Annotated in this window: 30 protein-coding genes and 4 tRNA genes; 27 read left to right on the top strand and 7 right to left on the bottom strand. The window is 72.7% G+C overall.

Annotation, left to right across the window (positions count from 1 at the left end):
* The first annotated feature begins 72 nt into the window (after positions 1–72).
* A complete protein-coding gene (locus QWJ41_RS12935; protein ID WP_302708768.1) occupies positions 73–375 on the top strand; it encodes a hypothetical protein in 303 nt (100 codons plus the stop codon).
* Between the two features lie 3 nt (positions 376–378).
* Here the strand turns inward: QWJ41_RS12935 and QWJ41_RS12930 are convergent, their stop codons facing one another.
* The 4 genes from QWJ41_RS12930 to QWJ41_RS12915 all read right to left on the bottom strand — a co-directional run bounded on the left by QWJ41_RS12930 (position 379) and on the right by QWJ41_RS12915 (position 1,693).
* Positions 379–903 carry a hypothetical protein gene (locus tag QWJ41_RS12930; RefSeq protein ID WP_302708766.1) on the bottom strand — a complete coding sequence of 175 codons (525 nt, stop codon included), beginning with the start codon at positions 901–903 and terminating at the stop codon, positions 379–381.
* A 538-nt stretch (positions 904–1,441) separates the two neighbouring features.
* Positions 1,442–1,516, bottom strand: a tRNA-Val gene (locus QWJ41_RS12925).
* A gap of 1 nt (position 1,517) precedes the next feature.
* Positions 1,518–1,588, bottom strand: a tRNA-Cys gene (locus tag QWJ41_RS12920).
* A 32-nt stretch (positions 1,589–1,620) separates the two neighbouring features.
* Positions 1,621–1,693: transfer RNA gene (locus tag QWJ41_RS12915), tRNA-Gly, on the bottom strand.
* Between the two features lie 150 nt (positions 1,694–1,843).
* Here QWJ41_RS12915 and QWJ41_RS12910 point away from each other — a divergent pair.
* The 8 genes from QWJ41_RS12910 to QWJ41_RS12875 all read left to right on the top strand — a co-directional run bounded on the left by QWJ41_RS12910 (position 1,844) and on the right by QWJ41_RS12875 (position 7,392).
* A complete protein-coding gene (locus QWJ41_RS12910; RefSeq protein WP_302708764.1) occupies positions 1,844–2,665 on the top strand; it encodes an aminotransferase class IV in 822 nt (273 codons plus the stop codon).
* Between the two features lie 101 nt (positions 2,666–2,766).
* Positions 2,767–2,838, top strand: a tRNA-Val gene (locus QWJ41_RS12905).
* A gap of 68 nt (positions 2,839–2,906) precedes the next feature.
* The gene (locus QWJ41_RS12900) at positions 2,907–3,638 is read left to right on the top strand and encodes a spermine/spermidine synthase domain-containing protein (protein ID WP_302708762.1); all 732 of its coding nucleotides are present in this window, start codon (positions 2,907–2,909) and stop codon (positions 3,636–3,638) included.
* A gap of 181 nt (positions 3,639–3,819) precedes the next feature.
* The gene (locus QWJ41_RS12895; RefSeq protein ID WP_302708760.1) at positions 3,820–4,110 is read left to right on the top strand and encodes an FmdB family zinc ribbon protein; all 291 of its coding nucleotides are present in this window, start codon (positions 3,820–3,822) and stop codon (positions 4,108–4,110) included.
* Positions 4,111–4,129: 19 nt separating this feature from the next.
* The gene (locus tag QWJ41_RS12890) at positions 4,130–4,756 is read left to right on the top strand and encodes an AmiS/UreI family transporter (protein ID WP_302708758.1); all 627 of its coding nucleotides are present in this window, start codon (positions 4,130–4,132) and stop codon (positions 4,754–4,756) included.
* A gap of 34 nt (positions 4,757–4,790) precedes the next feature.
* Entirely contained in the window at positions 4,791–6,044 is a 1,254-nt protein-coding gene (gene fmdA, locus QWJ41_RS12885; protein ID WP_302708757.1) for a formamidase, read from the top strand.
* 84 nt (positions 6,045–6,128) lie between these two features.
* Positions 6,129–6,560, top strand: coding sequence for a VOC family protein (locus QWJ41_RS12880; RefSeq protein WP_302708755.1), 432 nt, complete (start codon positions 6,129–6,131; stop codon positions 6,558–6,560).
* Between the two features lie 52 nt (positions 6,561–6,612).
* Complete coding sequence (locus tag QWJ41_RS12875; RefSeq protein ID WP_302708754.1) at positions 6,613–7,392, top strand: alpha/beta fold hydrolase; 780 nt, start codon at positions 6,613–6,615, stop codon at positions 7,390–7,392.
* Between the two features lie 13 nt (positions 7,393–7,405).
* Here QWJ41_RS12875 and QWJ41_RS12870 read toward each other — a convergent pair whose 3' ends face one another.
* Positions 7,406–8,206, bottom strand: coding sequence for a class I SAM-dependent methyltransferase (locus QWJ41_RS12870; protein ID WP_302708752.1), 801 nt, complete (start codon positions 8,204–8,206; stop codon positions 7,406–7,408).
* 128 nt (positions 8,207–8,334) lie between these two features.
* Here QWJ41_RS12870 and thrS point away from each other — a divergent pair, with 128 nt between their 5' ends.
* From thrS to QWJ41_RS12835, 7 genes are all read left to right on the top strand, one after another.
* Complete coding sequence (thrS, locus tag QWJ41_RS12865; RefSeq protein WP_302708750.1) at positions 8,335–10,335, top strand: threonine--tRNA ligase; 2,001 nt, start codon at positions 8,335–8,337, stop codon at positions 10,333–10,335.
* A 4-nt stretch (positions 10,336–10,339) separates the two neighbouring features.
* A complete protein-coding gene (locus tag QWJ41_RS12860; RefSeq protein WP_302708748.1) occupies positions 10,340–11,329 on the top strand; it encodes a glycoside hydrolase family 25 domain-containing protein in 990 nt (329 codons plus the stop codon).
* Between the two features lie 76 nt (positions 11,330–11,405).
* On the top strand, positions 11,406–12,383 hold the full coding sequence (locus QWJ41_RS12855) for an AurF N-oxygenase family protein (RefSeq protein ID WP_302708746.1): 978 nt from the start codon (positions 11,406–11,408) through the stop codon (positions 12,381–12,383).
* A gap of 13 nt (positions 12,384–12,396) precedes the next feature.
* On the top strand, positions 12,397–14,178 hold the full coding sequence (locus QWJ41_RS12850) for an FAD-dependent oxidoreductase (RefSeq protein WP_302708744.1): 1,782 nt from the start codon (positions 12,397–12,399) through the stop codon (positions 14,176–14,178).
* Positions 14,082–14,801, top strand: a complete 720-nt coding sequence (locus QWJ41_RS12845) for a TetR/AcrR family transcriptional regulator (RefSeq protein ID WP_302708743.1) — start codon at positions 14,082–14,084, stop codon at positions 14,799–14,801. Before QWJ41_RS12850 ends, QWJ41_RS12845 begins: the two co-directional genes overlap by 97 nt.
* Positions 14,802–14,933: 132 nt before the next feature.
* Entirely contained in the window at positions 14,934–15,548 is a 615-nt protein-coding gene (locus QWJ41_RS12840; protein WP_302708741.1) for a putative quinol monooxygenase, read from the top strand.
* 24 nt (positions 15,549–15,572) lie between these two features.
* The gene (locus tag QWJ41_RS12835) at positions 15,573–16,112 is read left to right on the top strand and encodes an HIT family protein (protein ID WP_302708740.1); all 540 of its coding nucleotides are present in this window, start codon (positions 15,573–15,575) and stop codon (positions 16,110–16,112) included.
* Between the two features lie 15 nt (positions 16,113–16,127).
* Here QWJ41_RS12835 and QWJ41_RS12830 read toward each other — a convergent pair whose 3' ends face one another.
* Positions 16,128–16,262: a hypothetical protein gene (locus tag QWJ41_RS12830; protein ID WP_302708738.1), complete on the bottom strand. Its 135-nt coding sequence runs from the start codon at positions 16,260–16,262 to the stop codon at positions 16,128–16,130.
* 109 nt (positions 16,263–16,371) lie between these two features.
* On the opposite strand from QWJ41_RS12830, the gene pgsA reads away from it, so the two are divergent.
* A complete protein-coding gene (pgsA, locus tag QWJ41_RS12825; RefSeq protein WP_302708737.1) occupies positions 16,372–17,028 on the top strand; it encodes a phosphatidylinositol phosphate synthase in 657 nt (218 codons plus the stop codon).
* 20 nt (positions 17,029–17,048) lie between these two features.
* Positions 17,049–17,966 (top strand): pyridoxal 5'-phosphate synthase lyase subunit PdxS, encoded by a 918-nt coding sequence (pdxS, locus tag QWJ41_RS12820; RefSeq protein WP_302708736.1) that lies wholly within the window; start codon positions 17,049–17,051, stop codon positions 17,964–17,966.
* Positions 17,967–18,040: 74 nt separating this feature from the next.
* Here the strand turns inward: pdxS and QWJ41_RS12815 are convergent, their stop codons facing one another.
* Positions 18,041–18,820 (bottom strand): hypothetical protein, encoded by a 780-nt coding sequence (locus QWJ41_RS12815; RefSeq protein WP_302708735.1) that lies wholly within the window; start codon positions 18,818–18,820, stop codon positions 18,041–18,043.
* A gap of 56 nt (positions 18,821–18,876) precedes the next feature.
* On the opposite strand from QWJ41_RS12815, the gene pdxT reads away from it, so the two are divergent.
* From pdxT to QWJ41_RS12770, 9 genes are all read left to right on the top strand, one after another.
* A complete protein-coding gene (pdxT, locus tag QWJ41_RS12810; RefSeq protein ID WP_302708734.1) occupies positions 18,877–19,497 on the top strand; it encodes a pyridoxal 5'-phosphate synthase glutaminase subunit PdxT in 621 nt (206 codons plus the stop codon).
* A gap of 12 nt (positions 19,498–19,509) precedes the next feature.
* Positions 19,510–20,283: a YebC/PmpR family DNA-binding transcriptional regulator gene (locus QWJ41_RS12805; RefSeq protein WP_302708733.1), complete on the top strand. Its 774-nt coding sequence runs from the start codon at positions 19,510–19,512 to the stop codon at positions 20,281–20,283.
* A gap of 97 nt (positions 20,284–20,380) precedes the next feature.
* Entirely contained in the window at positions 20,381–20,950 is a 570-nt protein-coding gene (ruvC, locus tag QWJ41_RS12800) for a crossover junction endodeoxyribonuclease RuvC (protein WP_302708835.1), read from the top strand.
* The gene (gene ruvA, locus QWJ41_RS12795; protein ID WP_302708731.1) at positions 20,947–21,558 is read left to right on the top strand and encodes a Holliday junction branch migration protein RuvA; all 612 of its coding nucleotides are present in this window, start codon (positions 20,947–20,949) and stop codon (positions 21,556–21,558) included. The genes ruvC and ruvA overlap by 4 nt, the downstream gene beginning before the upstream one ends.
* A 54-nt stretch (positions 21,559–21,612) precedes the next feature.
* Positions 21,613–22,644: a Holliday junction branch migration DNA helicase RuvB gene (gene ruvB / locus QWJ41_RS12790; protein ID WP_302708833.1), complete on the top strand. Its 1,032-nt coding sequence runs from the start codon at positions 21,613–21,615 to the stop codon at positions 22,642–22,644.
* Between the two features lie 120 nt (positions 22,645–22,764).
* Complete coding sequence (yajC, locus tag QWJ41_RS12785; RefSeq protein ID WP_302708729.1) at positions 22,765–23,064, top strand: preprotein translocase subunit YajC; 300 nt, start codon at positions 22,765–22,767, stop codon at positions 23,062–23,064.
* Between the two features lies 1 nt (position 23,065).
* Positions 23,066–24,838: a protein translocase subunit SecD gene (gene secD / locus QWJ41_RS12780; protein ID WP_302708728.1), complete on the top strand. Its 1,773-nt coding sequence runs from the start codon at positions 23,066–23,068 to the stop codon at positions 24,836–24,838.
* Positions 24,838–26,094, top strand: a complete 1,257-nt coding sequence (secF, locus tag QWJ41_RS12775) for a protein translocase subunit SecF (RefSeq protein WP_302708726.1) — start codon at positions 24,838–24,840, stop codon at positions 26,092–26,094. The genes secD and secF overlap by 1 nt, the downstream gene beginning before the upstream one ends.
* Positions 26,091–26,663 carry an adenine phosphoribosyltransferase gene (locus tag QWJ41_RS12770; RefSeq protein WP_302708724.1) on the top strand — a complete coding sequence of 191 codons (573 nt, stop codon included), beginning with the start codon at positions 26,091–26,093 and terminating at the stop codon, positions 26,661–26,663. Before secF ends, QWJ41_RS12770 begins: the two co-directional genes overlap by 4 nt.
* Positions 26,664–26,672: the final 9 nt, after the last annotated feature.

Below are 26,672 nucleotides of genomic sequence, written 5' to 3'. Positions count from 1 at the left end.
CGGACACCGGGAGGCAGGCACGGATCGACACAGGGGTCGAACGCACGTTCGATCCTGTGGGAGGATCAGGGGGTGGCCGGTGGGATGAACAAGCGGGGGAGCGGGGTGCCGCTCGGCGAGCGCCGGCGCAGCGACCGCCCGGCGCCGCCGGCCGCGCCCGCGCGTCGTACGCCGACCTCGCCGTGCCCCGCGCGGCACTGCTGGGTGGGCGACCCCCTCGACGAGGAGGGCGAGAAGCGCCCCGGCCTGCTGCTGGAGTGGCGGCAGGGTCCCGAGGGTTGGCAGGGCCTGGTCGTGTACGCCGCGCGGGTGCGGCCCGGGTCGTGGGGCCTGGTGCAGGAGTGGTTGCCGAGCGCAAGCCTCACGCCGCTGTGAGGCTCAGCGGCGCCCGCGCCGGCAGGTGGGCACGTCGCTCCAGCGCAGTGAGCGCACCGGGCTGGCGTCGTGACGGGTGCGCAGCCGCACCCGCAGGCGCTGGGTGACCAGGCGGCCGGTCGTGGAGACCCGTGCCAGCGGCGCGGCGCGGCCGGGCTGCACCCACGGCGTGCGGCTGCTGCCGCTCCAGGGCTGGGAGTAGGCGCGGTCCTTGAAGCTGATCTCTGCTCGTCGCAGCCGCTTGTCGTGGACGTTGTGCAGGCGCAGCACGATGCGGCGGAAGCCGTCCTTGCGGGGCGGGCGACAGCCCTCTAGCGCAGCGCGCCGGTAGGTCGTCAGTCGTGCCCATCCTCGGGTCCGGTCGTCGTCCGTGCGGCGCTCCGCTGCCGCTGTCGCGGCGGAGACCTGGGCCGTGGTCACGGGCGCGGCCGCGACCGAGGCGCTCGGGGTCGCCGACAGGGTCAGCGAGAGTGCTGTCGTGGCGAACGTGGCGGCGACGACGACGGGGAAGCGGGAGGATCGGCGCATCCGAGGAATGTAGGCCGTGCTGTGGCTCGTGTGACGGATGTGACTGATGAGGTCGCCCGTGTCGGAGGATGAGGCTGACCCGTCTCCGGCGGGGACACGCCGGAGACGGCCGGGTGGCGCCTCGGACCGCGACCACCAGGGGGGACTGAGGTGGCGGCGTCGGTTCCGATCCTGCCCAAACCCGCGCCGCTGCGCAGGCGGTTGGCGATCAGGGCCCGGAATCCGCCGAGGCGTCCAGACGACCCGACTGGACCTCGCCACCACCACGTCGAGTCGGCCGGTTCGAACGAGCCGACTCGGCGGTCGTTGGTCGAGCAGTGACGAGCGCCAGCGAGGAGCGACGCCGAGACCCCGCAACAACCCCGCCCACCTTCGGTACGTCGACCGGCCCATCACGGTCCTGACGACCCTCACGCGACACGCCGACGGCGGCGTACGGATCGTCAGGACGGGCCGCCTCGCGGGGGACGACCGCGGGTCCGGACATGGAACGAGGCCGGCTCCAGAAGGAGACCGGCCTCGGGGGGTTCTACGAACCTGGTGGGCGATACTGGGTTTGAACCAGTGACCTCTTCCGTGTCAAGGAAGCGCGCTACCGCTGCGCCAATCGCCCGAGGTGGAGACGGGATTTGAACCCGTGTAGACGGATTTGCAGTCCGTTGCCTCGCCTCTCGGCCACTCCACCACGGAGGTCTAACCAAGAGAGAGACCTCTCCGAGCGGACGACGAGGCTCGAACTCGCGACCTCAACCTTGGCAAGGTTGCGCTCTACCAACTGAGCTACGTCCGCTTGCCGCCTGGGGTTTCCCCCGGGCTGCGACAGGAACATTAGCCCAACCCCCAGGTCGCGCCAAATCCGGGTGTCGTCGGCGTGGCGAGGCGGGAAACCGGGGGAGAGGAGAGCGGCGTACGAGCCCCTGGGGCACCTAGAGTGAGTGCCGTGCACGCCTGGGTGAACGGACATCTGCTCGCCGATCCCCGCCAGCCGGTGATCGAGGTCAGCGACCACGGACTCACCGTGGGTGACGGGGTATTCGAGGCGATCAAGGTCGTCGACGGGCTGCCCTTCGCCCTCGACCTCCACCTGGCCCGGCTGCGCACCAGTGCGCTCGGCCTGGGGCTGCCGGCCCCGGACGACGACGCCGTGCGCCGCGGCGTCGCGTCCGTCTTGGACGCCGGCCTCCTGCCGCTGGGGCGCCTGCGCATCACCGTCACCGGCGGCCCCGGCCCCCTCGGCTCCGGCCGCGGCGACGCCGAGCCGACGATCGTCGTGGTCGCCGTGCCCCTGGAGCCCGCCGCTCCGGCGGCGCGGGTGGCGACCGTGCCGTGGCCACGCAACGAGCGGGGCGCGCTGGCCGGGCTCAAGACCACGTCGTACGCCGAGAACGTGGTGGCGCTCGCCGAGGCGCGTCGCCGCGGGGCCGACGAGGCGGTCTTCGCCAACCTCGCCGGCCACCTCTGCGAGGGCACCGGCTCCAACGTCTTCTACGCCGTCGACGGTGAGCTGCGCACCCCCACGCTCGCCAGCGGCTGCCTGGCCGGCGTGACCCGCCGGCTGCTCGTCGAGTGGGTCGGTGCCCGTGAGGTCGACGAGCCGATCGAGGTCGTCGCGCACGCCGACGAGGTCTTCCTGGCCTCCACCACCCGCGACGTGCAGCCGGTCTCGCACTGGGACGAGCGCGACCTGGGCGAGCCCGGCCCGCTCACCCGGGCCGCGGCGCAGACCTGGCGGCGGCGCGAGCCCGAGCTGCTCGGCCGGTAGCCCGCACGCGGGGGGCCGGATGTGAATGCTCCGCGCGGCATGCGCTAAAGTCTGCGACCGCACCCCCGGGTGCATCCGGTGGAGCGATCCGCCGGGCAGAAGGGCGATTGGCGCAGTGGTAGCGCGCTTCGTTCACACCGAAGAGGTCACTGGTTCGAACCCAGTATCGCCCACCTCGAGAGACCGCGGCTCGGAGCTCCTCCGGCCGCGGTCTCTGTCATTTCCACCCCGGAGGTGCCGCGTGGCCCTGCACATGGAGGAGCTCGGCTGGGAGGACACCCCGATCGGGGTGATCAGCCTGCGACGCCGCTTCGAGCCCGCGGTGGGCCACGACGTCTACGAGGTCAAGATCGACGACGAGTTCCTGATGTCGAGCCTCTTCACCGTCGTCGAGACCGAGCTCGCGCACCTGGGCCTGGCAGCGGCCGGGGGAGAGGGCCTGCAGGTGCTCGTCGGAGGCCTCGGGCTCGGCTACACGCTGCGCGCGGCGCTCGAGGACGAGCGGGTCGCGCAGGTGCAGGTCGTCGAGGCGGTCTCGGCCGTCATCGACTGGCACCGTCGCGACCTCCTGCCCGACACCGCCGGCCTCGCCGCCGACCCGCGCTGCGACCTCCACCACGGCGACTTCTTCGCTCAGGTGGCCGAGGGCGCCACGCCCCGAGCGGCGTACGACGTCGTGCTCCTCGACATCGACCACTCCCCGCAGCACGTCCTGCACCCCTCGCACGCGGCGTTCTACGAGCCCGCCGGGCTGCGGCGGATGGCCGAGCTGATCACGCCCGGCGGCATCTTCGCCCTGTGGTCCGACGACCCGCCGGACCCGGTCTTCGAGGGCGCCCTGCGCGAGGTGTACGTCGACGTCGAGACCCACGTGGTCACCTTCGCCAACCCGGTCGCGGGCGGGGAGTCGGCCAGCACCGTCTACGTCGCCCGCCGGGCAGCCGGGCCTGCCGGGCCCGTCCGCACGCACTGAGCCACTCCACGCGGCGCCGCTCCATGCGGCACGCAGGGTCCCCAAGAGTGGTGATGACCCCCGTCGTCGCGCGCTGGTAGGCAGGGAACCGGACGTGCAGCCAACCGCGTCCGGGCCCCCGGCACCGACACCGGTCGCCGGTGCGCCCAGCCCGACCGTGCACCCCTGCGGAGCTTGCGTGATGGCGACCTACGAGTACCGCTGCGAGGTCGACGGTGCCGTCGACGTACGCCTGCCGATGGGCAGCGCCCCGCCCGTGCTGCCCTGCCCGACCTGTGCTCGCGAGGCGACGCGTCGGTTCAGCGCCCCACGGCTGTCCCGGGCGTCCAGCTCCTACGCGCGGGCCATCGAGCGGACCGAGCGCAGCAGCGCCGAGCCCGAGGTCGTCACCTCCGTGCCGTCGGCCGGCCGTCGGCGGCCGGGCACGCCCGTGGCGACGAACCCGGCACTCCAGAGGCTGCCCCGGCCCTGAGACGAAGGAGGTGGCGACCATGGGAATGGTCGGACTGCTCTACGTGGGTGCCGTGCTCTTCCTCAACGGCCTGATGCTGCTCGGCTACGTCGAGGCGAGGTCCGCGGGCCCGCTCAACATCTTCGTCGGGCTGCTGCAGGTCGTCACGCCGACCTACCTCATCTTCACCGCGGGCGGCGACGCCGACGTCATCCTCGGTGCGTCCGGGCTCTACCTCTTCGGCTTCACCTACCTCTACGTGGCCTTCAACGTGCTCGGCGGGTACGACGGCACCGGCCTGGGCTACTTCTCGCTCTTCGTCTCGATCTGCGCGCTGGTCTACGCCGGGCTGAACTTCGGCCGCCTCGACGACAACGCCTTCGGCGTCATCTGGCTCTACTGGTCGTTCCTGTGGCTGCTGTTCTTCCTGGTCCTCGGTCTCGGGCGCGAGGAGCTGACCAGGTACACGGGAGCAGTGGCGGCGATCCAGGGGTGGCTGACCGGCGTGATCCCGGCCTTCCTGCTGATGACCGGCAGGTGGGCCGACAACGTCGACCTCGCGGCGATCGTGCTGGCCGTCGCCGCCGTCGCGCTCTTCGGCGGGCTCTACCCGCGCCTGCGCGAGCACCAGACCCCAGCCGCCACGACCGCGGGATCGTCCCGCTGAGCTCCGTCCACCCCACCCCGAGAGAGGTTCCGACATGCCGCAGACAGTCTTCCCGCTCGACTCCACCAAGCGCTTCACCGACCAGCAGCTGCTGGGCCACAACCGCTGGCACCCCGACATCCCCGCCGCCGTGCACGTCAAGCCCGGCGACTCCTTCCGCGTCGACTGCCGTGAGTGGTTCGACGGGGCGATTCACAACGACGACTCCGCCGACGACATCCGTGACGCCCCGCTCTCGACCGTGCACGTCCTGAGCGGCCCGATCGCGGTCGAGGGCGCCAAGCCCGGCGACCTGCTGGTGGTCGACATCCTCGACGTGGGACCGATCCCGCAGGAGGACTCCGGGCCGCTGGCCGGGCAGGGCTGGGGCTACACCGGCATCTTCGCCCAGCAGAACGGCGGCGGCTTCCTGACCGAGCAGTTCCCCGACGCCTACAAGGTGATCTGGGACTTCACCGGCGGCACCGCGACCTCGCGGCACGTGCCCCACGTGGCCTTCACCGGCATCGTGCACCCCGGCCTGATGGGCACCGCCCCCTCGGCCGAGCTGCTCTCGCGCTGGAACAGCCGCGAGGGCGACCTGATCGCCCAGGACCCCGACCGGGTGCCACCCCTGGCGCTCCCGCCGCTGCCGGAGGACGCCATCCTCGGCGGCCTCGAGGGCGACGACTTCGACCGGGCCGCAGCGGAGGCGGCGCGCACCGCGCCACCACGGGAGAACGGCGGCAACCAGGACATCAAGAACTTCACCAAGGGGACCCGCGTCTTCTACCCCGTCTACGTCGACGGCGCCAACCTGTCGATGGGCGACCTGCACTTCAGCCAGGGCGACGGCGAGATCACCTTCTGCGGCGCCATCGAGATGGGCGGCTTCATCGACCTGCGCGTCGAGCTCATCAAGGGCGGGATGGAGACCTACGGGGTGGGGGAGAACGCCATCTTCATGCCCGGCAACGTGGACCCGCAGTACAGCCAGTGGCTGGCCTTCTCCGGCACGTCGGTCACGCTCGACGGCACCCAGCACTACCTCGACTCGCACCTGTCGTACCAGCGGGCCTGCCTGCACGCCATCGACTACCTGACGAGCTTCGGGTACTCGCCGGAGCAGGCCTACATGATCCTGGGCGCCGCACCGATCGAGGGCCGGCTCTCGGGTGTCGTCGACATCCCGAACTCCTGCTCGACGGTCTACCTGCCCACCGCGATCTTCGACTTCGACGTGGCTCCCGGCCCCGGCGGGCCCACGAGGATCGACCCGGGCATGGGCGTGCCGAGGTCGTCGTTCTGACCAGGGGCCGCGACCCCTCCACAGGCGCGGAGGCGAGGCGGGGGCGGCGTTGACGGGGCTCGACCCCCGGTCGACGATGGAGCGATGACCGACGACTGGCAGCTGCCCACCGTCCCCGCCGCCGACGCCTCCCTGCCGGGGTCGCTCGAGCTCGGCGCCTTCTCCCTCTCGCTGGCGGTGGCCGACCTCGACGCCTCGCGCGCCTTCTACGAGGGGCTGGGCTTCGAGGTGACCGGGGGAGACGCGGCCCAGGACTACCTGATCCTGAAGAACGGCGAGACGACCATCGGCCTGTTCCACGGCATGTTCGAGCGCAACATCCTCACCTTCAGCCCGGGGCTGACGAACCGGATGGAGCGCCTCGAGTCCTTCACCGACGTGCGCCGCATCCAGCAGCACGCCGACGAGGCCGGCCTGGCCGTCTCCGACCGCGCCGACCCGAGCACCACCGGACCCGCCTCGATCATGCTGACCGACCCCGACGGCAACCCGGTGCTGGTCGACCAGTTCTTCTGAGCGGGCCACGGAGGTCTCCGAGCACCCACCACCTGCCGTCTACGGTGACAAGATGACCTTGCACCACGTACGACGCGGCGCGGGCGCGCCGCTGCTCCTCGTCCACGGGCTCGGCGCGGGCTGGCGCTCGTGGGAGCCGATCATCGACGCGTTGGCCGTCGAGCGCGAGGTGGTCGCGGTGGACCTGCCCGGCTTCGGCAAGAGCCCACCCCTCGCCGAGCTGTCCATCGCCACGCTCGCCGACGCCGTCGCCGACTTCATCGAGGAGCAGGGGCTCGGCGGGGTCGCAACGGCCGGCCAGTCGATGGGCGCGCGGATCGTGCTCGAGCTGGCCCGCCGCGGCGTCGGGGGCGACACCGTGGCCCTCGATCCGGGCGGCTTCTGGACCGATCGCGAGCTGACGATCTTCGGCGCCACGCTGCGGCCCTCGATCGCCCTGGTCCGCGCGCTGCGGGGGGCGCTGCCCTCCCTGCTCGCCACCCGGGTCGGCCGGACCGCCTTCCTGGCGCAGCTCTCGGCACGGCCCTGGGCCCTGGACGCCGGCACGGTGCTGCCCGACGTCCTCGGGCTGGCCGACGCCCCCGCGACCGACGCGGCCCTGGACGCCCTCACCAAGGGACCCAAGCAGGAGGGCGCCCCCGCCGGGACCGTCCCCGGCCGGGTCACGATCGGCTGGGGCCGCCGCGACCTGGTCACCCTGCCCCGCCAGGCCGAGCGTGCCGCTCAGGCCTTCCCCGACGCCGAGGTGCACTGGTTCGAGAGGTGCGGGCACTTCCCGCAGTGGGACGCCCCCGACGAGGCGGTCCGGCTGATCCTGGACCGCACCTCCTGAGGAGGGCCCCGCCTCAGCGCACCCGGGCCTGCAGCACGTGGGCACTCATCGGTGCGGTGACCGGGCCCTCGCCCAGCATCACGGCCATCTCGTCGCCGATCCGCTGCGTGGCCTGCGCCAGGTCGCCGCGCTCGACCAGGCCGGCCCGCAGCGGTGAGCCGGTGCACACGCCCGTTGCGAAGTCGCGGGCCGACGGGGTGGTGCTGCTGAGGCCGACGGTCTCGACGACGACGTCGACCAGGCCCGCGGCCTCGGCGTCGGCGTGCAGCAGCGCCGGGTCGGCGTACCCGTGCGGCACCCTGACCACGAAGGTCGGCGGGTCGTCGGGGAAGACCCGCTCGAGGACCGCCACGAGCCGGTCGGCCAGCCGGTTGGCCTCGAGCCGGTCCCAGGCGCTGACCAGCAGCGAGCCACCCGGGGCGAGCACCCGCGCGGCCTCGCGCAGCGCCGCGACCCGGTCGGGGAAGAACATCACCCCGAACTGGCAGGCAACCACGTCGAAGCCGCCGTCGGGGAAGGGCAGCGCCGTCGCGTCGGCGCGGCTCCAGCTCGCGCCGGGCACGCGGGACCGACCGAAGTCGACCATCGCGTCGTTGAGGTCGGTCGCCTCGACCCGAGCCGAGGGGAGCGTTGCGACCAGCTCGGCGGTCAACCGGCCGGTGCCCGCGGCCAGCTCCAGCACGGCCGACGGACGCAGCGCGGCGACCCGGGCCGCCAGGTGGGCGGCGTACGGCGAGAAGAGGACCGGGCCGAGGTGCTCGTCGTAGGCGGCGGGCATGTCGGCGACCCAGCTGCTGTCCGCCTCGAGGACCATCTGCCGACGATAGACCCGCAGCGCCCCGCTGGGAACGCCGCTGCGAAACCGATGCGCCGCGAGCCCCCTGCGCTCGATACGATCCCCGGGTCAGCCCGAACGGGCCCCACCACGAACGGAGCACCCCTGTGTCCGACCTCAAGATCACCCTCGTCCACGCCGGTGAGCGTGAGGTGCGGGAGGTCACGACGGGCACCCGGGCCTGGGAGCTCTTCGCCGACGACCCCGCCGTGGTCGTGGCCCGCGTGGGCGGCGAGCTGAAGGACCTGGCCCACGAGCTCGCCGACGGCGACGAGGTCGAGGGCGTGCTCATCGACAGCCCCGACGGCCGCGACGTGCTGCGCCACTCCACCGCGCACGTGCTGGCCCAGGCCGTCCAGGACCTGTTCCCGGCGGCCAAGCTCGGCATCGGCCCGCCGGTCGTCGACGGCTTCTACTACGACTTCGACGTCGAGACCCCCTTCGTGCCCGAGGACCTGGCCAAGATCGAGACGCGGATGCGCAAGATCATCAAGGAGGGCCAGAAGTTCTCCCGCCGGGTCACCGCCGACGCCGACGCCCTCGCCGAGCTGGCCGAGGAGCCCTACAAGGTCGAGCTGATCGGGCTCAAGGGCTCCGGCGGTGCTGCCGGGGCGGCCGAGGCCGCCGAGGGCGCCTCGGTCGAGGTCGGCGCCGGCGAGCTGACGATCTACGACAACCTCGACCGCAAGGGCGAGACCGCCTGGTCCGACCTGTGCCGCGGCCCGCACCTGCCCACCACCAAGCGGATCCCGGCCTTCAAGCTGATGCGCTCGGCGGCGGCGTACTGGCGCGGCGACGAGAAGAACAAGCAGCTACAGCGCATCTACGGCACCGCCTGGGAGTCCAAGGAGGCGCTCGAGGAGCACCTGCACCGCATCGAGGAGGCCGAGCGCCGCGACCACCGCAAGCTCGGGCGCGACCTCGACCTCTTCAGCTTCCCCGACGAGATCGGCTCCGGCCTGCCCGTCTTCCACCCCAAGGGCGGGGTGATCAAGCGGGAGATGGAGGACTACGTCCGCCGTCGCCACATCGAGGAGGGCTTCGAGTACGTCGGCACGCCCCACATCGCCAAGGAGGGGCTCTTCCACACCTCCGGGCACCTGCCCTACTACGGCGAGGGCATGTTCCCGGCGCTGGACGTCGACGGCATGGACTACCGCCTCAAGGCGATGAACTGCCCGATGCACAACCTCATCTACCGCTCGCGCCAGCGCTCCTACCGCGAGCTGCCGCTGCGGCTCTTCGAGTTCGGCAGCGTCTACCGTCACGAGAAGTCCGGTGTCGTGCACGGCCTGACCCGGGTGCGCGGCTTCGCCCAGGACGACTCGCACTCCTACGTCACTGCCGAGCAGGCACCCGACGAGATCCGCCACCTGCTCGACTTCGTGCTCGGGCTGCTGCGCGACTTCGGCCTCGACGACTTCTACCTCGAGCTGTCGACCCGCGACGCCTCCAAGGACAAGTTCATCGGCTCCGACGAGGACTGGGAGGTCGCGACCAAGGTGCTCGAGGACGTCTGCGTCGGCACCGGCCTCGAGCTGGTGCCCGACCCGGGCGGCGCGGCCTACTACGGCCCCAAGGTCTCGGTGCAGGCCCGCGACGCCATCGGTCGCACCTGGCAGATGTCGACGATCCAGTACGACTTCAACCAGCCCTCGCCCGAGCGCTTCGCCCTCGAGTACGTCGCCCCCGACGGCAGCCGCCAGCAGCCGGTGATGATCCACTCGGCCAAGTTCGGCTCCATCGAGCGGTTCATGGGTGTGCTGGTCGAGCACTACGCCGGCGCCTTCCCCCCGTGGCTGGCCCCGGTGCAGGTGCAGGCGATCCCGATCGCCGAGCGGCACGCCGACTACCTGCACGACGTGGCCCGGCAGATGAAGCCGCTGGGCCTGCGCGTCGAGGTCGACGACTCCGACGACCGGATGCAGAAGAAGATCCGCAACGCCCAGCTGCAGAAGGTGCCGTTCATGATGATCGCCGGTGACGACGACATCGCAGCCGGCGCGGTCTCGTTCCGCTACCGCGACGGGCGCCAGGACAACGGGGTGCCGCTCGCGGAGGCCGTCGAACGGGTCCGGGCAGCGGTGGAGTCGCGCGAGCAGGTCTGAGCAGGTGAGGCGCGCACCCCGTACGGCGGCCGGGCTGGCACTGGTGCTGGTCCTGGCCGGCTGCGGGGGCGTCGCCGAGCCGCCTCCCGGCCCGGCGTCCCAGGACTCCCGGGAGCGGTCGCCGGGGGCAGGTCGCACCGAGGCGCTGACCGTGCCGGAGGTGCCCGACGACCTGGAGGAGCAGGCCCGGCGCGCGGCCATGTCCGACCTGGCCGCGCTCGCCGAGCAGAAGGCGGCCGAGCTGCCGCAGGGCCTGCGGGCCCCGGTCGAGGGCGGCGACATCAGCTGGCCGCAGTGCCCGCGCGGGCAGGGCATCCCCGAGCGCCGCACGCTGGGGCTGCCGATGCCGCTGGACTCCGCGCGGTTCGTGGTGATGGGCCTGACCAACGGCCCGGCCTTCTTCCCCAACCCCTGCCTGGACGAGCAGGTCGCCTGGGTGCGCGAGCGCGGTCTGCTCGCCGGCGCCTACGCCGTGGCCAGCTACCCCGACCCCGAGACGCTCGCCGAGCTGGGGGAGCGGGGCCCCCACGACACCGACGACCCCGCCGACCCGTACGCCGCCCAGCGCAACGTCGGCTACCAGCAGGCGCTCTTCGACATCACCGTGATGCGCGACGCCGGCCTGCCCGCCCCGCTGGTCTGGATCGACGTCGAGCCGGTGCGCGACTGGGAGTGGTCGGGCGACCTCGAGGCCAACGCCGCCGTCGTCGAGGGGCTGCGCGACGGCCTCGTCGACAAGGGCTACCGGGTGGGCATCTACTCCACCGCCTACCTGTGGAGCCAGGCGGTGGGCGATCTGAGCCTGGGCGACGTGCCCGAGTGGCGCGCCGCCGGGCCGACCTCGCGCGCCGAGGCGCTGCGCCGCTGCGGGGCGTCGTACGTCGTGCAGGGCGGGAGCGCCGCGATGGGCCAGTGGGTCGAGGACGACCGCGACCTCAACGTGACGTGCCCCGGCACCGACACCGAGGCGCCGGGGTGGTTCCACCAGTTCTGAACCGTCGACGCAGATGCTGCGACACGATGTCGCGCTAACTATTTACACCGACACGGTGTCTCACTAACCTCGGGGCATGACCGTTCTCCGAAGCGACGCCGCACCGACCTACGAGCAGCGGCTGCACACCCTGTCCGAGGCCTCGGTGCACCAGCACTTCGACGCCTTCCTCGACATCGACTGGGACGCGCCCGAGAACGCCGTCGACCCCACCGACGCGCGCTGGGTGCTGCCGGTCCACGACGTGCTCGGACGCACCGAGTGGTACCGCTCGCTGCCGCTGGAGCAGCAGGTCCGCATCGGCCTGCACCGCCAGGCCAGCATCACCAAGGTCGGCCTGCAGTTCGAGCAAATCCTCATCAGCGGCCTGATGAACTACGCCTTCAGCCGCCCCAACGGCTCCGCGGAGTTCCGCTACGCCACCCACGAGGCGACCGAGGAGTGCCACCACACCCAGATGTTCCAGGAGTTCGTGAACCGCACCGGCGTGGACGTCGAGGGCGGCTCGCGGTTCTTCCGGGGCGCGGCGGCCTTCCTGCCGCTCTTCGCCCGCTGGGTGCCGTTCGGCTTCTTCTACGGGGTGCTGGCCGGTGAGGAGCCGATCGACCACGTGCAGAAGTCGGTGCTGCGCGCCGGGGACGACATGCACCCGCTGCTGCGCCGGATCATGCAGATCCACGTGGCCGAGGAGGCCCGCCACATCGGGTTCGCCCACCAGTACCTGCAGCACCACGCCCCGCGCCTCTCGCGGGCCGAGCGCGGCGTCCTCTCGCTGGTCGTGCCGGTCGTCATGAAGTGGCTGTGCAACGAGATCCTGGTGCCCGGGCGCCGCGCGCGCCGCGAGCTCGGCATCCCCGACGCGGTGGTCAAGGAGGTCTTCTGGGACTCCCCGGAGTCGCAGAAGTTCCTGCGCGACCTCTTCGGCGACGTCCGGATGCTGGCCGACGAGACCGGGATGCGCGGCAACCGGGCCGCGCGCTGGCTCTGGCGCCGCGCCGGCATCGACGGTCGGCCCTCCCGCTACCGCGGCGAGCCCGCCTCCGCCGCGGCCTGAGCGGAGCCTTCCCGTGCCCTACGTCGTCACCCGCTCCTGCTGCGCCGACGCCTCGTGCGTGCTGGCCTGCCCGGTCAACTGCATCCACCCCGCCCCCGGGGAGCTCGGCTTCGCCACCGCCGAGATGCTGTACGTCGACCCCGACGGCTGCGTCGACTGCGGCGCCTGCGCCACGGCGTGCCCCGTCGACGCGATCAAGCCGCACACCGCGCTGGGTGACGACGAGCTGGCCTACGCCGACATCAACGCCGGCTACTACGACGTCTTCCCGCACCGCGACCGCACCCCGGTCGCGGTCGTGCCGCCGCAGCGGCGGCTGCGCGACCCCCGCCCCGTGCGGGTCGCCGTGGTCGGCGCCGGCCCCGCCGGCCTGTACGCCGCCGACGAGCTGCTCAAGCACCCCGAGGTCAGCGTCGACGTCCTCGACCGGCTGCCCACCCCCCACGGGCTCGTCCGCACCGGGGTGGCCCCCGACCACCAGGACACCAAGCGCGCCCAGGAGCTCTTCGCGCGCATCGAGTCCGAGCGCGGCTTCAGCTACCTGCTCGGCGTCGAGGTCGGCCGCGACGTCAGCGCCGTCGAGCTGCAGGAGCGCTACGACGCGGTGGTGTGGAGCACCGGCGCCTCCAGCGACCGCGAGCTGGGCCTGCCCGGCGAGCAGCTCGCCGGCTCGTTGTCGGCCACCGCCCTGGTCGGCTGGTACAACGCCCACCCCGACCACCGGGACCTGCCGGTGGACCTGTCCGAGGCCGCCACCCACGGCCGCGCCGTGGTCGTCGGCACCGGCAACGTCGCCCTCGACGTGGCCCGCGTCCTCACCGCCGACCCCGACGAGCTGCGGGCCACCGACATCGCCGAGCCGGCCTGGGCCGCGCTGGCCGGCAGCGGGGTGCGCGAGGTCGTGGTGCTGGGGCGCCGCGGCGCCGCGCACGCGGCGTACACGCTGCCCGAGCTGCTGGGCCTGGCCGCGCTCGCCGAGGGCGGTCGGCTCAACGTGGTCGTAGACGACGGTGGCGGCGGGTTGGGCGACGACCGGCGCGCCGAGGTGCTGGCACGACTCGCCGCCCGACCGCTCGACCCGTCGCTGCGCACCGTGGTGCTGCGATTCTGCGCCGCCCCGGTGCGGCTGCTCGGGCACGACAGGGTCAGCGGGCTCGAGGTGCGCCGTACCGACGCCGAGGGCCGTCCCGCCGGCGGCACCGAGGTCGTGGACACGGGTCTGGTGCTGCGCTCGATCGGCTACCGCTCGCTGCCCGTGCCCGGGCTGCCCTTCGACGCCGCCAGCGCGACCGTGCCCCACGAGCGTGGCCGGGTGGAGCCCGGCACCTACGTGGCCGGCTGGCTCAAGCGCGGCCCCACGGGCTTCATCGGCACCAACAAGACCTGTGCGGCCGAGACCGTCGAGTCGCTGCTCGACGACCTCGACGCCGGCCTGGTCGCCGCACCGGTCCTCGGGGTCGGAGGGCCCGACGACCTGCGCGCGCTGCTCGCCCGGCGCGGTGTCAGCGTCCTCGACCGCGACGACTGGCGTGCCGTCGACGCCGAGGAGCGCCGGCGCGGCCGGGCCGCCGGCAGGGTGCGCTCCAAGATCGTCGACCCCGCCGAGGTGGTGCGCGTCGCCGGGCTGGCCAGGCTCTCCCGCCCGGGCGACGGGTACGATCCGGCCCGGAAGGTGCGGGACGGCGAAGGGGGAGCACGGTGGCGGGCGACCCGACGCCGCGCCCGGACGGCCGCCAGGCCCGCTGGGACCGGCACAACCAGGAGCGCCGCCAGCGCATCCTCGACGCCGCGCTGAGCGTCGTCGAAGAAGGTGAGCCGGGCGCCGAGGTGCACGTCCAGCAGATCGCCGACCGCGCCGGCCTGAGCCGCACCGTGGTCTACCGGCACTTCGCCGACCGCGCCGACCTCGACCGGGCCGTGCAGGCCGAGATCGTCGACGCGCTCTACGCCGAGCTGCTGCCCGAGGTCACCCTCGAGGGCACGATCCCGCAGATCGTCGAGCGGATCGTGGCCACCTACGTCGGCTGGGCGGTCACCCACCCCGCCCTGCACCGCCTCGCCGAGCAGGACTCCTCCACCAGCGGGCCCGGTCCGCTGCAGCACGGCATCGAGCGGATCGCGCTGGCCGTGGCCGAGCTGATCACCACCGCCTTCGACCTGCTCGAGGTCGAGCTCGGCGAGGACGAGCGAGCCTCGGTCGACCCCCTGGTCTTCGGGCTCGTCGGCGCCGTGTTCAGCGCCGTACGCCGCTGGATGTCGCGGCCCGACCGGGTGCCCCCGGCGCCGGTCATCGTCTCCCTGGTCACCGACTCGGTGTGGTACCTGCTGCAGGGCCACGCCCGCACCCTCGGGGTGCCGCTCGAGCGCGACGAGCCGATCGAGGTGCTGCTCGCGCGCTCCCGCTCGACGTCCGGCTGAGGGCCCACCGAGAGCCCGCCCGGAATCCCCACAACGGGGCATCCCGTCGGCCTTGCCGCGGGCCGGGTCGGCGAGGAGAGTCGAGAGGTGGCGTGCCACCCGGGTGCGCCCGTGGAGGAGTGGAGTCCAGTCATGCATGCACGTTCCACGACCATCACCGGTGACCCCGGTGCCGTCGACGCGGCGGTCGCGTTCGTCCGCGACGAGGTGATGCCCTCGTTGACCGGGATGGACGGCTGCGTGGGCCTGTCGCTGGTCGCCGACCGGGACCTGGGCCGGATCATCGCCACCAGCTCGTGGCGGGACGAGGAGGCGATGCACGCCGCCGACCAGCACCTCGGCCCGATGCGCGCCGAGGGCGGCAAGATCCTCGGGGGCAGTCCGCACGTCGAGGAGTGGGAGGTGGCGGTGATGCACCGTGACCACGCCACCCACGAGGGCAGCTGCTGCCGGATCACCTGGGCCCGGGGCAAGGACCTCGACCAGATGGTCGAGACCTGGCGCGAGCGGATCATGCCGGGCGTCGAGCAGTTCCAGGGCTTCTGCAGCGCCAGCCTGTTGATCGACCGGTCCACCGACCGCGGCTGCGCCACGGTGGTCTTCGACGACCGCAGCGCCCTGGAGGGCACCCGCGACCAGGCGATGGCGATGCGCCAGCGCGCCACGGACGAGATGGGGCTCGAGATCCTCGCCTTCGGGGAGTTCGACCTCGAGATCGCCCACCTGAGGCTGCCCGAGCTCGTCTGAGCGCGCGCTCCTAGGATCGGTGGGGTGAGTGACGAGACGCTGCACCAGGACGGCATCGGCCATCCCGACGAGCTCGACCGGCTGTGGACGCCGCACCGGATGGCCTACATCCGGGGCGAGAACAAGCCGGCCGACGGCTCGTCGGGGGAGTGCCCCTTCTGCAGGGTGCCGCGCCTCGACGACGCCGAGGGGCTGGTGGTCCGGCGCGGTGAGCTGGCCTTCGTGCTGCTCAACCTCTACCCCTACGCCCCGGGGCACCTGATGGTCTGCCCCTACCGCCACATCGCCGACTACACCGAGACCACCGACGAGGAGGCGGCCGAGATCGCCGACCTCACCCGGGCCGCGATGCGCACCGTGCGCGCCACCTCGGGCGCCGGCGGCTTCAACATCGGGATGAACCAGGGCCACATCGCGGGCGCCGGCATCGCCGCCCACCTGCACCAGCACGTCGTGCCGCGTTGGCCCGGCGACCAGAACTTCATGCCGATCATCGGGCGCACCAAGACCCTGCCCGAGCTGCTCGACCAGACCCGTGCGCTGCTCGCAGCGGCGTGGGCGTGACCGAGCAGCCCCGACCTAGCGCTTCTTGCCCGGCACCTCCAAGGAGGTCGCGGTGGCGCCCGACGCCTTGTCGCGCTTCTCCGCCCGCTTCTCCTTGATGGACTTGCTGGACTTGGGGGACTTGCCGTGCCGCGGCGACTTGTCGCTCATGTGCGGACTCCCTGATGGCGGGCCTGGATGGCCCGATCCGTCGACTGTACGCCCCGTTGCGTGCACCGGGCGCCGCGCCGAGCCGTCGTACCGATAGCCTGCGCCCACCATGTTGGACAGGTTCAAAGGCTTCTGGCAGGGCGTCGTGCTCGCCCCCTTCGTCACGCTCTTCATCAGGCTGGGCATCAGTCCCGACGCGGTGACCCTCGTGGGCACCATCGGCGTCGCCGCCGGAGCGCTCGTCTTCTTCCCCCAGGGCGAGCTGCTGATCGGGGTCCTGGTCATCACCGCGTTCGTCTTCAGCGACCTCATCGACGGCCAGATGGCCCGCCGGCTGGGGCGCTCCTCGAAGTTCGGGGCGTTCTGGGACTCCACGCTCGACCGGATCGGTGACGGGGCCGTCTTCGGCGGCCTGGTGCTCTACTTCGCCGGGCCCGGCGACTCGATGCTCTACCTGTCGCTGTCGCTGTACTGCGTGGTGATGGGCTCGGTGACCTCCTACGCCCGGGCCCGCGCCGAGTCCCTGGGCATGGACGCCAAGGGCGGCCTGGCCGAACGCGCCGACCGGCTGGTGCTGATCCTGGTGGCCACCGGGCTGGGGGCGATCTTCGGCGTCCCCGTGCTGATGTACGCCGCCCTGTGGATCCTCGCGTTCGCCAACACCGCCACCGTCGTCTACCGGGTCGAGAAGGTGCGCAAGCAGGCCGTCGCGGCCGACGCCGCCGTCGGTGACCAGGGCCCGACGCAGAATCGGTCGGTTGGGTAAACGCCCGTAGAATCGGGGGCATGACGCAGACGCCCCAGCAGCCCGCCACCGACCAGCCCACGACCGGCACCGACCGGGTCAAGCGGGGCATGGCCGAGATGCTCAAGGGCGGCGTGATCATGGACGTGGTGACCGCCGAGCAGGCGCGCATCGCCGAGGACGCCGGCGCCGTCGCGGTGATGGCCCTCGAGCGGGTGCCCGCCGACATCCGCGCCCAGGGCGGCGTCTCCCGCGCCTCCGACCCCGACATGATCGACTCGATCATCGATTCCGTCTCGATCCCGGTGATGGCCAAGGCCCGCATCGGCCACTTCGTCGAGGCCCAGGTCCTGCAGAGCCTCGGTGTCGACTACGTCGACGAGTCCGAGGTGCTCACCCCGGCCGACTACGCCAACCACATCGACAAGTGGCAGTTCGACGTGCCCTTCGTGTGCGGCGCCACCAACCTCGGCGAGGCGCTGCGCCGCATCACCGAGGGCGCGGCGATGATCCGCTCGAAGGGCGAGGCCGGCACCGGCGACGTCTCGAACGCGGTCACCCACATGCGCACCATCCTCGGCGAGATCCGCCGCCTGTCCGCGCTGTCGAAGGACGAGCTGTACGTCGCCGCGAAGGAGCTGCAGGCGCCCTACGACCTGGTGGCCGAGGTCGCCGAGCGCGGCAGCCTGCCCGTGGTCCTCTTCACCGCCGGCGGCATCGCCACCCCCGCCGACGCCGCGATGATGATGCAGCTCGGCGCCGACGGTGTCTTCGTGGGCTCGGGCATCTTCAAGTCCGGCAACCCCGCCCAGCGCGCCGAGGCGATCGTCAAGGCCACCACCTTCCACGACGACCCCGCGATGGTCGCCAAGGTCTCCCGCGGCCTGGGCGAGGCGATGGTCGGCCTCAACGTCGACGAGATCCCCGCCCCCCACCGCCTCTCCGAGCGCGGCTGGTGACCCACCCCGCACGCTGACCCGGCCTGTACTTCGCGCCGACCCGGCCTGAACTTCGCGCCGACCCGGCCCGGATCTCACCTGAGCTCGGGGCAGTCCAGCTGGTCGCGGTCGGCGGCGCCGAGGGCGTCGTAGTCGCCGACCAGGTCGAGCACCCGGCCCCGGGCGTCGAGGTAGGCGCGGAAGTCGTACTGGTCCTGGGCCCACCACAGCTGCGGCTCGCCGCCGTTGTCGAGGGTGTACTCGCCGGAGGGCTCGCCCATCCGCGCGACGACGTCGCCGCGCTCGGCGCCGACCTCGAGGTCGCACCACTCGCGCACCCAGCGCTGGGGCGCCCCGTCCGTCGCGCCGGGGCGGGGGTCGGTGCGGTTCGCCGTGCTCAGCAGTCGCCACTGCGCCCGGTGGTAGACCAGCTGCGCGGTCTCGGAGCCCCCGTCGAAGCGTGCGGCCACCGTCGCCTTCTCCTCGGTGGCCCGCGTCGTCTCCAGCTCGACCGGGTCGAGCTCGCGCAGCGGGTCCTCCCAGAGCAGCGCGACGAACCCGGTGCAGGGGTCACCCAGCTCGGCGCGGTCGAGCAAGATCGCCTCGTAGCGCAGCTCGATCGTCAGCTCGGGCGCGTGCTGCTCGCACGCCGCCTCGGCGTCCTGCGCCTCGAGCGCGTCGAGCCAGGCCAGGTACGCCGCCTGGGGCTCGTCGGTGGCCTCCACCGCGGCCTCGCTGCTGGTCGTGGTCGGCGAGGTGCTGCTGACCAGGCCCCTCGGCTGCTCGTCGCCGTCGCCGTCGCCGTCGCCGTCACCACAGGCGCCGGCGGCGAGCACGACGACGACCAGGGGCACCGCCAGGTTCGCTGCACGCATGCGACCACTGTGCCACCGGCCGGGAGTGCTCACGCACCGGTCTCTAGACTCCGCGCGTGCCCGCAGCCCCCCAGCCGACCGTCGGTGTCCTCGCCCTGCAGGGCGATGTGCGCGAGCACGTCGCCGCCCTCGAGCTGCTCGGCTGCGCCACCGTGCGCGTACGCCGCCCCGAGGAGCTGGCCGCCTGCGACGCGCTGGTGCTGCCCGGCGGTGAGAGCACGACGATGGCGCGGCTGGCGCACACCTTCGGGCTGCTGGAGCCGCTGCGCGCGGCCGTCGCCGGCGGGTTGCCGACCCTCGGCACCTGCGCGGGGATGATCCTGCTCGCCGAGCGGGTGCTCGACGGCGTCGAGGGCCAGGAGACGATCGGCGGCATCGACATGACGGTGCGGCGCAACGCCTTCGGCCGCCAGGTGGCCTCCTTCGAGGGGCCGGTCACGATGAGCGGCCTCGACGAGCCCGTGCACGGGGTCTTCATCCGGGCGCCGTGGGTCGAGGAGGTCGGCCCCGGGGTCGAGGTGCTCGCCCGTGTCGACCACGGCGAGGCCGCGGGTAGGATCGTCGCGGTCCGTGAGGGCCACCTGATGGCGACGTCGTTCCACCCCGAGGTGGGGGGCGACTCCCGGGTCCACCAGCTGTTCGTGGACCTGGTGCGGCCACGCAGCAGAGTCGAGTAGACGGGAAGACGCATGTCTGGACACTCCAAGTGGGCGACCACCAAGCACAAGAAGGCGATCGTCGACGCCAAGCGCGGCAAGATGTTCGCCAAGCTGGTCAAGAACGTCGAGGTCGCGGCCCGGATGGGCGGCGGTGACCCGACGGGCAACCCGACGCTCTACGACGCCATCCAGAAGGCCAAGAAGTCCTCGGTCCCCAACGACAACATCGACCGCGCCGTCAAGCGCGGCTCCGGTGCGGAGACCGGCGGCGCCGACTACCAGACGATCATGTACGAGGGCTACGGCCCCAGCGGCGTGGCGATGCTCATCGAGTGCCTCACCGACAACAAGAACCGGGCCGCGATGGAGGTCCGCACCGCGATGACCCGCAACGGCGGCTCGCTGGCCGACCCCGGCTCGGTCTCCTTCCTCTTCCACCGCAAGGGCGTGGTGGTCGTGGCCAAGGAGCAGGAGGGCCGCACCGTGGCCGAGGACGACCTGCTCGAGGCGACCCTCGACGCGGGCGCCGAGGACGTCAACGACCTGGGGGACTCCTTCGAGGTCGTCTCCGAGGCCACCGACCTGGTCGGCGTGCGCACCGCGCTGCAGGCCGCCGGCATCGACTACGACTCCGCCGAGGCGCAGTTCGTGCCCGACATGCAGGTCGCGCTCGACAAGGACGGCGCGGCCAAGATGTTCCGTCTCGTCGACGTGCTCGAGGACCTCGACGACGTGCAGAACCTCTACGCCAACTTCGACGTACCCGACGTCGTGATGGCCGAGCTCGAGGACAGCGAGGACTGACCCCCCGCCGCGTGTCGTACGCCGCGCGGCCGGGGCGGTCGCGTACCGTCGACACGTGCGAACAGACGTTCGACGGGAAGGTGGTCCGATGCGCGTGCTGGGGATCGACCCCGGGCTGACCCGCTGCGGGATGGGCGTGGTCGACGGCTCGGTCGGGCGTCCGCTGAGCCTGGTCGACGTCAACGTGCTGCGCACCAGCAGCGACCTGCCGGTCGCCCAGCGCCTGGTGACCATCGAGAAGGGCGTCGAGGCCTGGATCGAGGAGCACCGCCCGGACGCGGTCGCGGTCGAGCGGGTCTTCGCCCGCTCCGACGTCTCGACCGTGATGGGCACCGCCCAGGCCAGCGGCATCGCCATGGTGGTGGCCGCGCGCCGGGGCCTGCCGATCGCGCTGCACACGCCCAGCGAGGTCAAGGCGGCCGTCTCGGGCAGCGGGCGGGCCACCAAGCAGCAGGTGGGCGCGATGGTGACCCGCATCCTGCGCCTCGACGCCCCGCCCAAGCCGGCCGACGCCGCCGACGCGCTGGCGCTGGCCATCACCCACATCTGGCGCGGGGGAGCGCAGGCCCGCCTCGAGGAGGCCGTCGCCCGCCAGACCCGCGCCCTCCCAACCCGCTCCGTCCCCACGCGCGCCGCCGCCCGCACGCTCCCCAGGAGGACCCCGTGATCGCCTACGTCCGAGGCCCCGTGGCCGCGGTGACCCTCAACAGCGCCGTGCTCGAGGTCGGCGGTGTCGGCCTCGAGCTGATGTGCACCCCCGGCACCCTCGCGACGCTCTCGCCCAAGATCGGCACCGGCCAGCAGGCCACGCTGCCGACCTCGATGGTGGTGCGTGAGGAGTCGCTGACCCTCTTCGGCTTCCTCGACGACGACGAGAAGGCCTGCTTCGAGCTGCTGCAGACCGCCTCGGGCGTGGGGCCCAAGCTGGCCCAGGCGATGCTCGCGGTCCTGGCGCCCGACGACCTGCGGCGCGCGGTCGGCACCGAGGACGTCAAGACCCTGACCCGGGTGCCCGGCATCGGCCAGAAGGGCGCCCAGCGGATCATCCTCGAGCTCAAGGACCGCCTCGGCGCACCCGTCGGCGCCCGCGGTGCGGCCGTCCCGGCCGCCAGCGCCGAGCCCTGGCGCGACCAGGTGCACCAGGGCCTGGTCGGGCTCGGCTGGTCGGCCAAGGACGCCGACCGGGCGGTCGACGAGGTGGCACCCCAGGCGGCGGAGAGCCCCGACGTCGCGACCCTGCTGCGCTCGGCCCTGCGCATGCTCTCGAAGGCCTGATCGCCGGTGCACGAGGACCCCTACGACGAGTACGCCGCTGCCGAGGAGAGCCACCTGCGCTCGCTGACCGTGGCCGAGGCCGACGGTGACGAGCGCGCCGTCGAGGCCGCGCTGCGTCCCCGCACCCTCGACGAGGTGGTGGGCCAGCAGCGGGTGCGCGACCAGCTCGGCCTGGTCCTCGAGGCGGCCCGGATGCGGGAGCGCGCTCCAGACCACGTGCTGCTCTCCGGCCCCCCGGGGCTGGGCAAGACGACGCTGGCGATGATCATCGCCCACGAGATGAGCGTGCCGCTGCGCCTGACCAGCGGCCCGGCCATCACCCACGCCGGCGACCTCGCGGCCATCCTCTCGGGGCTCAACGAGGGCGACGTGCTCTTCATCGACGAGATCCACCGGATGTCCAGGCCAGCCGAGGAGATGCTCTACATGGCGATGGAGGACTTCCGGGTCGACGTCGTCATCGGCAAGGGCCCCGGTGCCACCGCGATCCCGCTGGAGATCCCGCCGTTCACCCTGGTCGGCGCCACCACCCGCGCCGGGCTGCTGCCCGGCCCGCTGCGCGACCGCTTCGGCTTCACCGCCCAGCTCGAGTTCTACGAGCCGCGCGACCTCGACACGATCGTGCACCGCTCGGCCGGTCTGCTCGGGGTCGACCTGACCAGCGAGGGCTCGGCCGAGATCGCGTCGCGCTCGCGCGGCACCCCGCGCATCGCCAACCGGCTGCTGCGCCGGGTGCGCGACTTCGCGCAGGTGCGCGCCGACGGCGTGGTGACCCTCGAGGTCGCCGAGGCCGCGCTCGACCTCTACGAGGTCGACGCGCTGGGTCTCGACCGGCTCGACCGCGGCGTCATCGACGTGCTGTGCCGCCGCTTCGGTGGCGGACCCGTGGGCGTCTCGACGCTCGCTGTCGCTGTGGGGGAGGAGCGCGAGACGGTCGAGGAGGTCGCCGAGCCGTTCCTGGTGCGCATCGGCTTCCTGGCCCGCACCCCGCGCGGCCGGGTCGCCACCCCGGCGGCCTGGTCGCACCTGGGGCTCGCGCCCCCGGCGGGCGGCGAGGAGACGTTGTTTGGCGTCGAGCCCGACTGAGCAGGCCGGGCGCGCCACGGCGATGCCGTGCGTCACAGCCGCGCGGCTACACTTTCGCGCGGCCGTCCCCGGGCCAGCTCCCGGCGGTCACCCCTGTCGTCGTACGTGGAGAGGTCCTTCGTGGAGGCCATCGCCCCAATCCTGCCCTTCCTGGGTCTGGCGCTCGTGTTCTGGCTGCTGATCATCCGTCCGCAGTCCCGGCGCAACCGTGAACTCGTCTCGATGCAGCAGTCGCTGTCGGTCGGTGACGACGTGATGCTGACCTCCGGCATCCAGGGCACCGTGCGCGGGCTCGCCGAGGACACCTTCGAGCTCGAGGTCGCCCCCGGGGTGGTGCTGCGCGTCGCGCGCGGTGCCGTCGGCCGGATCGTCCCGCGCGAGAGCGCGTACGACGAGCCCGCCGGCCCCGAGGAGCTCTGAGGTGGCCCGACGCACCTCCGGCCCCGGCCGGACGCTGGTCGCCTTCTTCGTCTCCACCGCCGTCCTCTTCGGCCTGGTGGCCCTGGCCGGCAGCTGGACGCCCCAGCTGGGCCTCGACCTGCAGGGCGGCACCAGCATCACGCTGCGCGCCGAGGGCGACCCGAGCGAGGAGTCGCTCGAGGAGGCCCGCAAGATCATCGACGACCGCGTCAACGGCTCGGGCGTCGCCGAGGCCGAGGTGACCACCCAGGGCGGCCAGGACATCGTCGTGGAGGTGCCCGGCGAGAACCGGCGCGACCTGCTCGACACCGTCCAGCGCACCGCCCAGCTGCGCTTCCGCCTCGTCGCCTGCTCGCAGGTCGACGGGCGCTGCCAGAGCACCACCGGCCTGCCCGAGGGAGTGATCCCCGAGGCGCCGTCGACCGATGGTCCGGGCGGCTCCACCGGCGGCCAGCAGCAGGGTGACCAGCAGGGTGACCAGCAGCTCGAGCAGTCGGAGCAGCCGCAGGGCAACAACCGGCCCACGGTCGGCTTCGGCGTCAAGACCGGCGGCGAGTCCGGCGGCGAGAGCGAGCAGCCGACCGAGCAGCCCTCCCAGCAGGACGGCGGCAACGGCAACGACAAGCAGGGCAACAAGCAGGGCGACGTCTACGAGCAGTGCGTTACCGCCGCCGCCGACGACCCGCTGACCGACGACCCGCTGCAGTGGATCGACCAGCCGACGTCGGAGTGCGTGGCCGCCTTCAGCCAGTACCAGTGCCCCGCCGACGGCCCGGCCTCGCCGATGACCGACGACCCCGACGCGCCGCTGGTGACCTGCGACGAGGACGGCGTGGCCTACCTGCTCTCGCCGGCGATGATCGAGGGCACCGAGCTCTCCGACGCCTCGGCCGCGATCCCGCAGGGCGAGATCGCCTACGTCGTGCAGCTCTCCTTCGACGGTGGCGGCACCAACACCTTCGCCGAGATCTCCCGCTCGCTGTTCGGCACCGAGAAGCAGTTCGCCATCGTGCTCGACGGCGAGGTGCTCTCGGCGCCGACCATGAACGGCGTCATCGTCGACGGCAACGCCCAGATCAGCGGCGACTTCAACGAGGAGGGCGCCAGCAGCCTGGCCACCAGCCTGAAGTTCGGTGCGCTGCCGATCGCCTTCGAGGACGACCCGCTGACCCAGGTCGTGGGCCCCACGCTGGCCGGTGACCAGCTCTCGGCCGGCCTGCTGGCCGGCGGCATCGGCCTGGGCGTCGTGATGCTCTACTGCCTGCTCTACTACCGCGGGCTCGGCACCGTGGTGATCGCCTCGCTGGTGGTGGCCGGTGCCATCACCTACGGCATGGTCCTGCTGCTCAGCGAGACCGCCGGCTTCACGCTCACCCTGCCCGGCATCGCCGGCCTGATCGTGGCCGTGGGCATCACCGCCGACTCCTTCATCGTGCTCTTCGAGCGCATCCGTGACGAGATGCGCGACGGCAAGTCGATGCGGGTCGCGGTCGAGTCGGGCTGGAAGCGGGCGCGCAACACCGCGGTCGCGGCCGACGCCGTCTCGATCCTGGCGGCGGTGATCCTCTACATCTTCGCCGCCGGCGTGGTGAAGGGCTTCGCGTTCGCGCTGGGCCTGACCACCATCATCGACCTGGTCGTGTTCTTCTTCTTCACCAAGCCGGCCGTCTCGTGGCTGGCCCGCTTCCCGTTCTTCCACAGCGGCCACAAGCTCTCGGGCCTCAACGCCGAGACGCTCGGTGTCGACCGCGCCCCGGCAGGAGGGACCGCCTGATGGGCAGGTACTCGCGACTCGGCAACGCTCTCTACACCGGCGAGCGCTCGATCGACTTCGTCGGTCGCAAGTGGGCCTGGTACGCCATCTCGGCGGTCCTGGTCGTCGTCGCGGTGCTCGGCATCAGCGTGCGCGGCCTCGACCTGGGCATCGAGTTCACCGGCGGCACGCAGTACCGCGTCAGCGTCGGTGCGGAGGCGACCCAGGAGAACGCCGACGAGCTGCGCGAGGTCGTCGCCGACAGCGGCGTCGAGGGCGCGGCCTCGCCCGTGGTCAGCACCCTGGGCGACGACGCGCTGCTCGTGCAGACCGGCCAGCTCTCCCAGGAGGAGAGCACGACGGTGGCCCAGGTCATCGTCGAGGCCACCGGCGTCGACGCGGCCGCCGACCTGTCCCAGGAGGACATCGGGGCGAGCTGGGGCGCCGACGTGGCGCGTTCCTCGCTGATCGGCCTGGCCGTCTTCCTGTTCTTCGTGGTGCTCTTCATCTGGGCCTACTTCCGTGAGTGGAAGATGTCGGTGGCGGCCCTGGTCGCGCTGGCCCACGACGTCGTGATCACCGTCGGCGTCTACGCCTGGTCCGGCTTCGAGGTCACCCCGGCCACCGTCACCGGCCTGCTCACGATCCTCGCGTTCTCGCTCTACGACACGGTCGTGGTCTTCGACAAGGTGCGCGAGAACACCGCCGGGCTGGGCCGCGGCGGCACGACGTACGCGCGCGCCGCCAACCTGGCCGTCAACCAGACGCTGGTGCGCTCGATCAACACCTCGCTGGTCGCGCTGCTGCCGGTCGGGGCGATCCTGTACGTCGGTGCCGTCCAGCTCGGTGCCAGCTCGCTGCAGGACCTGGCCCTCGCGCTCTTCGTGGGCATGGCGGCCGGCACCTACTCCTCGGTCTTCATCGCCACCCCGGTGCTGGTGGACCTGAAGTCGGGGGAGACCGAGGTCGTGATGGCCGAGCGCCGGGCCAAGGCGCGGGCCCGCCAGGGCGACCGCTACGCCGCGGTGCCCGGCTACCGCGAGGACCTGCCGATCGCCGACGAGCCGGCCGCCCGCCCGGGCGCCGGTGCCCCGGTGCCGGCCGCGCTGACCGGCGAGCCGCGCCAGGCCCCGCCGCGCACGGCGCCGCCGCGCGCGCAGGAGCCGATGGGTCGCGGCCGCACCCTGCCGCAGGCCCGCGGAGAGGTCCGCCGCAGCGGCGCCTCCGGGCGTCAGCAGCCCAGCCGGCAGACCCGCTCGAAGCGAGGCAAGAAGTGAGCCTCGCCGGCGCCCGCGAGGCGCTCGACCGGCTGGTCCGCGACGTGCCCGACTACCCCGAGGCAGGAGTGGTGTTCAAGGACATCACCCCGCTGCTCGCCGACCATGCCGGGCTCGCCGCGGTCGTGGCCGGGCTCGCTGAGGCCGGCCGCGACGCTGCCGGCCGGCCGGTCGTCGACGTCGTCGTCGGCATGGAGGCACGCGGCTTCATCCTCGGCGCCCCCGTGGCCCTGGCCCTGGGTGCGGGGTTCGTCCCGGTGCGCAAGGCCGGCAAGCTGCCGCGCGAGACCCATGCGGTCTCCTACGACCTCGAGTACGGCTCGGCGACCCTGGAGATGCACACCGACGCGGTGCCCGCGGGCAGCCGGGTGCTCCTGGTCGACGACGTGCTGGCCACCGGCGGCACCGCCCGCGCCACCGTCGACCTGGTCGAGCGCTGCGGCGCCGAGGTGGTCGGCGTCGCGGTGCTGATGGACCTGGCGTTCCTGCCCTGGCGCGAGACGCTCGGCGACGTCGCGGTGACCACCCTGATGAGCGTCGGCGCCGAGCCCTCCCTCGACGCGCCCTAGACTGGTCGA

The sequence above is a fragment of the Nocardioides cremeus genome (assembly GCF_030518195.1).
Taxonomy (GTDB): Bacteria; Actinomycetota; Actinomycetes; order Propionibacteriales; family Nocardioidaceae; genus Nocardioides; species Nocardioides cremeus.
The sequence above is the reverse complement of the archived record's forward strand: the minus strand, read 5'-3'. Positions and strand labels throughout refer to the sequence as shown.

Bases quoted from the DNA above. Each gene is read 5' to 3' on its own strand.
- QWJ41_RS12930 (WP_302708766.1), bottom strand. From the start codon at position 903: ATGCGCCGATCCTCCCGCTTCCCCGTCGTCGTCGCCGCCACGTTCGCC.
- QWJ41_RS12895 (WP_302708760.1), top strand. From the start codon at position 3,820: ATGGCGACCTACGAGTACCGCTGCGAGGTCGACGGTGCCGTCGACGTA.
- QWJ41_RS12890 (WP_302708758.1), top strand. From the start codon at position 4,130: ATGGGAATGGTCGGACTGCTCTACGTGGGTGCCGTGCTCTTCCTCAAC.
- fmdA (WP_302708757.1), top strand. From the start codon at position 4,791: ATGCCGCAGACAGTCTTCCCGCTCGACTCCACCAAGCGCTTCACCGAC.
- QWJ41_RS12880 (WP_302708755.1), top strand. From the start codon at position 6,129: ATGACCGACGACTGGCAGCTGCCCACCGTCCCCGCCGCCGACGCCTCC.
- QWJ41_RS12875 (WP_302708754.1), top strand. From the start codon at position 6,613: ATGACCTTGCACCACGTACGACGCGGCGCGGGCGCGCCGCTGCTCCTC.
- QWJ41_RS12870 (WP_302708752.1), bottom strand. From the start codon at position 8,206: ATGGTCCTCGAGGCGGACAGCAGCTGGGTCGCCGACATGCCCGCCGCC.
- QWJ41_RS12855 (WP_302708746.1), top strand. From the start codon at position 11,406: ATGACCGTTCTCCGAAGCGACGCCGCACCGACCTACGAGCAGCGGCTG.
- QWJ41_RS12840 (WP_302708741.1), top strand. From the start codon at position 14,934: ATGCATGCACGTTCCACGACCATCACCGGTGACCCCGGTGCCGTCGAC.
- QWJ41_RS12830 (WP_302708738.1), bottom strand. From the start codon at position 16,262: ATGAGCGACAAGTCGCCGCGGCACGGCAAGTCCCCCAAGTCCAGCAAG.
- pgsA (WP_302708737.1), top strand. From the start codon at position 16,372: ATGTTGGACAGGTTCAAAGGCTTCTGGCAGGGCGTCGTGCTCGCCCCC.
- pdxS (WP_302708736.1), top strand. From the start codon at position 17,049: ATGACGCAGACGCCCCAGCAGCCCGCCACCGACCAGCCCACGACCGGC.
- QWJ41_RS12815 (WP_302708735.1), bottom strand. From the start codon at position 18,820: ATGCGTGCAGCGAACCTGGCGGTGCCCCTGGTCGTCGTCGTGCTCGCC.
- QWJ41_RS12805 (WP_302708733.1), top strand. From the start codon at position 19,510: ATGTCTGGACACTCCAAGTGGGCGACCACCAAGCACAAGAAGGCGATC.
- secF (WP_302708726.1), top strand. From the start codon at position 24,838: ATGGGCAGGTACTCGCGACTCGGCAACGCTCTCTACACCGGCGAGCGC.